Raw genomic sequence first — 6100 nt, forward strand, 5'->3', positions numbered from 1 at the left:
TCATGGGCCGGCGCCTGTCCTGCCTATCCCCCGTTCGGGCCGGCGCCCGGCCCGCTGACGTCTGGTCCTCGGCTCTCCCGCCGCCGGGCCCGCTCCCGCTGCGGCACCACGGTGTACTTCGGGTCCTTCGCCGAGGCGACCCCGCCGTGGAAGATGCCGAACCGGGTGCAGACGGAGGCGGCCAGCAGCGCGCCGCCGGACAGGGCGGACAGCACCCGGCTGCGCCGCCCGACCAGGGCGCCCGCCACCCCGGCGGCGGTCAGCGCGCGGCCGGCGCGCAGCAGCCGGCCGGCGGTGCCGGTCGCGTAGGGCTCGCTGAGCAGCCCGAGCCGGTTCTCCACCCGGTGCGAGCCCCACAGCTCCAGCGCCGCGCCGGCGACCGCGAGGCGTCGCGCCGGGCCGGCCTGGGCCGGCGGCGCGGCGAGCAGCCCGACGCCGGCGCCGCTGGCCAGCGCGCTGCCCGCGAAGATGGTCGGCAGTTCCGGGTACGCCTCGTGCCACGACGGCACCGCCGTGTCGGCGAGCAGCACGCCGGTGTACGTGGCCAGTGCCGGCGCGGTGGCCGCGGCGACCAGGCCGGCGGCGTGCCCGACCGGGGGCAGCAGCCGCCGGCCGAGGCCCAGCACGCCCCGCTCCGGCAGCCAGGGCGCGGCCTCGGCGACCGCCGCGATCCCGGCCGCCGGGCCGAAGGCGGTGAGGATCCAGGTGCCCATCGACATCGGCGAGGTCGGCTTCGCGACCCGCAGCATGTGGTGGAACCGGCTGGGCTTGCCCAGGTCGTTGATGAGGAAGTACGCGCTGGCGCTGACCGCCGCGAGGGCGGTGACCCGGCCGGCCCGGCGCAGGGCCGGCCGGCCGGTGAGCTGGCCACCGGCCGCCAGCAGCGACGACCCGGCCGCGAGCCCGCCGGTGAACAGGTACGCGGCGATGTCCCACTTCCACACCGGCGCCTTGAGGATCGGCCGCCCGTAGTACGAGGTGAACTCGGCGGGCGGCACCGTGAGCTGCTCCCCGCCGCCGCCCTTGCGGCGGCCCCGACGCCGTTCCACCGGCGGGACGTCCCGGAGCGGCTGGGGCGCGAGCCCGGCCTCGGCGGCCCCGGCGTCGGTGCGCGCCACGCCGGCCCCGGTGCCCGTCGCCCGGCTCCCGTGCGTGCCCGCCTTCGGGGCGTGGCCACCCGGCTCGCCCGGTCGGGCGGCCCCCTCGACGGCGAGCCGCGCGCGGAAACGGCGGAACAGGTCGCCGACGGCGGGACGCTCCGGACTCACGACGAACCTCCGACGAACGCGGCGACGGCCGCCGCCGCCATGGCCAGGGCGGCCAGCCCGGCCCGCTTCCACATCTTCGGCAGGTCCCGGGTGGTGACCACCGGGTCCGGCGGCAGGCCGTAGACCTCCGGCTCGTCGAGGAGCAGGAAGAACGCGCCGTCGCCGCCGACGCCGTCGGTCGGGTCGTGGCCGTAGAGGCGGGCCTCCGGCACACCCCGGTCGTGCAGGTGGGCCACCCGCTGGGCGGCGCGTTCCCGCAGCTCGTCCAGGGGGCCGAACTGGATCGACTCGGTCGGGCAGGCTTGCGCGCAGGCCGGCGTCTTCCCGGCGCCCAGCCGGTCGTAGCAGAGCGTGCACTTCCACGCCCGCCCGTCGCCCTTGCGCTGGTCGATCACCCCGTACGGGCAGGCGGAGATGCAGTAGCCGCAGCCGTTGCAGATGTCCTCCTGCACCACGACCGTGCCGAATTCGGTGCGGAACAGCGACCCGGTGGGGCAGACGTCCAGGCAGGCGGCGTGGGTGCAGTGCTTGCAGACGTCCGACATCATCAGCCAGCGGAAGTCGGTCCGCGTGTCGGCGCCGGTGGCCCGTCCGGGCGGCTGGGCGCCGGGCATGCCGAGGAACTCGGGGCCGGCCGCCATCCGCGCCGCCGCCTCCGGCCGGCCCGGCGGCACCCCCGGGTCGGTGCCGGTGTCGGTGGTCGTGCCGGCGGCGGTCACCGCGCTCTGCGCGCTGGCCGGCGGGCCGGTCGGGGTGTCCGCAAAGGGCGGGGTCCGGTGCCCGGCCGGGCGGGGCTGCTCGATGAAGGCGACGTGCCGCCAGGAGTTGGCGGTCAGCGCGCCGGTGTTGTCGTACGACATGCCGAGCAGGTCGAAACCCGAGTCCGGGACCCCGTTCCACTCCTTGCAGGCCACCTCGCACGCCTTGCAGCCGATGCAGACGCTGGTGTCGGTGAAGAAGCCCACCCGCGGGCCGGCCTCGACCCAGCCGGCGTCCGGGGCCGGGTCCAGCGGGCCGTAGAGGCTGTTGGCGTCAGGCATCCCCGCCCCCGTCCCGCCCCGCGCCGGCGGACCGCTCGTCGGTGCCGGCCGCGCCGGTGGTGACGATCGGCACCTTCCGGTCCGGCGTCATCCCGGCCCGGCGCTGGTAGTCGCCGACCAGGTCGAGCAGGGCCGGCCCGGTGGGCCGCCGGCCCGGCCGCACGTCGCAGGTGCCCACCTTGCTCTCCTGGATGAGCACGTTCGGGTCCAGGGTGATGCCGAACAGGTCGTTGGCCGAGTCGCCGGTGACCAGGCCCTCGCTGCCGAAGTGGTACGGCAGCCAGACCTGGTGGATCACCCGGCCGTCGATCCGCAGCGGGGTGAGCCGGTCGGTGACCAGCACCCGCGCCTCGATCACCGCGCGGCCGCTGACCAGGTGCGCCCACCCGAGGTTCGCCAACCCCACCTCGGCGGCCAACTCCGGCGACACCTCGACGAACATCTCCGGTTGCAGCTCGGCCAGGCGCGGCACGGTCCGGCTCATCCCGCCGGCCGTGTGGTGCTCGGTGAGCCGGCTGACCGTGAACACGTACGGGAAGACCTGGGAGTGCGGCTCCGGCGGGCTCGGGTTGATCCGGTTCACCGGGTGGTCGTAGACCTTGCGGGTCGGGTTGGCCTGCTGCCCGTAGAGCGGGTTGCGCATCGGCGACTCGGCCGGCTCGTAGTGCGTCGGCAGCGGCCCGTCGAGCACCCCGGTGGGCGCGTACAGCCAGGCCTTGCCGTCGCCCTGCATGACGAACGGGTCGTCCCCGGCCAGGGCCTCCGGCCCGGAGGCGTCGTCGGGCGGCCGGTAGGACGGCGGTTTGGTCTTCTCGAAGTCCGGCACGTCGTAGCCGGTCCACTCGCCCTTGTCCGCGTCCCACCAGACGTACTTCTTGCGCTCGCTCCACGGCCGGCCGTCCGGGTCGGCGGAGGCGCGGTTGTAGAGGATGCGCCGGTTCGCCGGCCAGGCCCAGCCCCACTCGGCCGCCACCCAGTCCTGCTCGTGGCGGGACTTGCGGCGGGCGGCCTGGTTGACCCCGTCGGCGTAGACGCCGGAGTAGATCCAGCAGCCGACCGCGGTGGAACCGTCCGCCTTGGCCTCCGGGAATCCGCCCAGCGGGCGGCCGGTGGCCACCTCGTAGCCGTTGATCTCCTTGAGCACCGCCTCGGCGCTCGGCTCGGCGTGCGGGCCGTGCGTCGGGTAGTCCCAGGTCAGGTCGAGCAGCGCCCGGTCGCGGGGCTTGCTGGAGTCGGCCAGCTTCTCGCGCAGCACCCGGCCGAGGTGGTAGAAGAACCACAGCTCGGAGCGGCAGTCGCCCGGCGGGTCGACGGCCTTCTCCCGCCACTGGAGCAGCCGCTGGGTCTGGGTGAAGGTGCCCTCCTTCTCCACGTGCGACGCGGCGGGCAGGAAGAACACCTCGGTGCGGCACTCCTCCGGCACGATCTCGCCGGTGGCGATCTCGGGGCTGTTCCGCCAGAACGTGGCGCTCTCGATCATGAACAGGTCGCGGACGACCAGCCAGTCCAGGTTGGCCATGCCCAGGCGCTGGGCGCGGCCGTGCGCCGAGCCGACGGCCGGGTTCTGGCCGAGCAGGAAGTAGCCCTTCACCTTGCCGTCGATCATGTTGAGCACCTGCTGGTACGTCCCGTGGTCGCCGGTCATCCGGGGCAGGTAGCCGTAGCAGAAGTCGTTCTCCGGCGTCGCCGCGTCCCCCCAGTACGCCTTGAGCAGGCTCGCCGCGAAGGCCCGGGAGTTGCCCCAGAAGCCCTTCTGGCCCGGGTGCCGGATGCTGTCCACCCACTCGTCGAAGGTCGGGTGGTTGGCGTGGTGCGGCATCGGCAGGTAGCCGGGCAGCAGATTGAACAGGGTCGGGATGTCGGTGGAGCCCTGGATGCTGGCGTGCCCGCGCAGCGCCAGGACGCCGCCGCCCGGCCGGCCCATGTTGCCCAGCAGGGTCTGGATGATCGCCCCGGTCCGGATGTACTGCACGCCGACGCTGTGCTGCGTCCAGCCCACCGAGTAGACCAGCGCGCCGGTCCGCTCCCGGCCCGAGTTCTCCGCCCAGGCGCGGGCCAGCTCCAGGAACTTCTCCTCAGGGATGCCGCAGACCCGCGCCACCATCTCCGGGGTGTAGCGGGCGAAGTGCCGCTTGAGGATCTGGTAGACGCAGCGCGGGTGCTGCAACGTCTCGTCCCGCTGGGTCTCCGCCGCCACGGGCATGCCGTGGGACTCGTGCCGCAGGCCCGCCGCGGTCTCCCGCTCCTTCGCGGTGTCCTTCGCCGCGCGCCGCCCCCCGTGCCCCTGGTACTGCCAGCTCGACTGGTCGTAGCTGTTGTGCTCGGGGTCGTAGCCGGAGAAGAAGCCGTCGAGGTCCTCGGTGTCGCGGAAGTCTTCGTTGACGATCGTCGCGGCGTTCGTGTACGCCAGCACGTACTCCCGGAAATCCAACTCGTTGTCCAGGATGTACCGCACCACGCCGCCGAGCAGCGCGATGTCGGTGCCCACCCGGATCGGCAGGTACGTGTCGGCGAGCGCGCTGGTCCGGGTGAACCGGGGATCCACGTGGAAGACCTTGGCGCCGCGCCGCTTGGCCTCCATCACCCACTGGAAGCCCACCGGGTGGGCCTCGGCCATGTTGGAGCCCTGGATGACGATGACGTCAGCGTTGACCAGGTCCTGCTGGAAGTCCGTCGCGCCGCCGCGACCGAAGCTGGTCCCCAGACCGGGGACGGTGGCGGAGTGTCAAATGCGGGCCTGGTTCTCGATCTGGAGCGCCCCCATCGCCGTGAACAGCTTCTTGATGAGGTAGTTCTCCTCGTTGTCCAGCGTCGCCCCGCCCAGGCTGGAGATGCCCAGCGTCCGGTTGAGCGGGCGGCCCTGGTCGTCGACGTCCTCCCAGGTCTCGTCGCGAGCGGCGAGGATCCGGTCGGCGATCATGTCGAGTGCGATGTCGAGGTCCAGGTCCTCCCACTCCGTGCCGTACGGCCGGCGGTAGCGGACCTTGGTCTGCCGCAGCGGGCTCGTCACCAGGCTCTTGCTGGCCGAGCCCTTCGGGCAGAGCCGGCCGCGCGAGATGGGGCTGTCCGGGTCGCCCTCGATCTGGGTGACCTGCCCGTCCTTGACGAACACCCGCTGCCCGCAACCCACCGCGCAGTAGGGGCAGACCGACCGGGCCATGCCGTCGGCGGTCTCGGTGCGCGCGGTCAGCGCCGCCGAGCGGGCCGACTGGGCGGCCGCGCCCCGCCCGAGGGGGTCGGTGCCGGTGAGCTGCCGGTAGACCGGCCAACCCTGGATGAAGGTCTTCAGACCCATCGCGGCGCACCCCCTCCCGACCGGCAGCTAGTGACCTTCTGAACATTAGGCCAGCCGCCGGGCGCCCGCGACCCGAGACGTGAAACAGCGGCGCCCCGACCGGGTGGTCGGGGTGTCGCTGGGCGTCGGTGTGCAGGTCGCCTCTCGGCGAGTGGCGCGACGCGGCTCCAGCCGGACGGTATTCCGCGAAGGCAATTTAGGTGAGGCCCGGGGACACTGGACACACCGACGCTCTGCACAACGGTACTGGGTCGTCCGTTCTTCCGTGCCGTCTCGGTGACTGCGGTCACGGGTCGTTCTCCTTGCGCTCGGGGCTGAGGTGCCGGGTCCGACCGTGGTCGCCCCCAGCCCGCCGTGGTCCACCACCGCGCGGTCCCCTGCGGTACGCCGCTGGCCGGCACCCCCTCGGGGTGCCGGCCAGCGTTCGTTTGTGTGGGTCAGCTGTTCCAGTGGTGGGCGACGATGTCGGCGGCCTGCTGCTCCCACTGCGCGTACGC

3 protein-coding genes are annotated in these 6100 nt (G+C 73.6%); all 3 read right to left on the minus strand.

Features of this window, described 5'->3' with window-relative positions:
• Nucleotides 1-23 precede the first annotated feature (23 nt).
• Genes nrfD through fdh form a run of 3 tightly spaced genes read right to left on the minus strand, consistent with a single transcriptional unit; the run spans nt 24 to nt 5603 of the window.
• Nucleotides 24-1268: an NrfD/PsrC family molybdoenzyme membrane anchor subunit gene (nrfD, locus tag IEY96_RS19240; RefSeq protein WP_189196162.1), complete on the minus strand. Its 1245-nt coding sequence runs from the start codon at nt 1266-1268 to the stop codon at nt 24-26.
• Nucleotides 1265-2308, minus strand: coding sequence for a 4Fe-4S dicluster domain-containing protein (locus IEY96_RS19245; RefSeq protein ID WP_189196163.1), 1044 nt, complete (start codon nt 2306-2308; stop codon nt 1265-1267). Before IEY96_RS19245 ends, nrfD begins: the two co-directional genes overlap by 4 nt.
• Nucleotides 2301-5603, minus strand: coding sequence for a formate dehydrogenase (gene fdh / locus IEY96_RS19250; protein WP_189196164.1), 3303 nt, complete (start codon nt 5601-5603; stop codon nt 2301-2303). Before fdh ends, IEY96_RS19245 begins: the two co-directional genes overlap by 8 nt.
• Nucleotides 5604-6100: the final 497 nt, after the last annotated feature.

It is taken from the genome of Micromonospora fulviviridis (assembly GCF_014648395.1).
Lineage (GTDB): Bacteria > Actinomycetota > Actinomycetes > Mycobacteriales > Micromonosporaceae > Micromonospora > Micromonospora fulviviridis.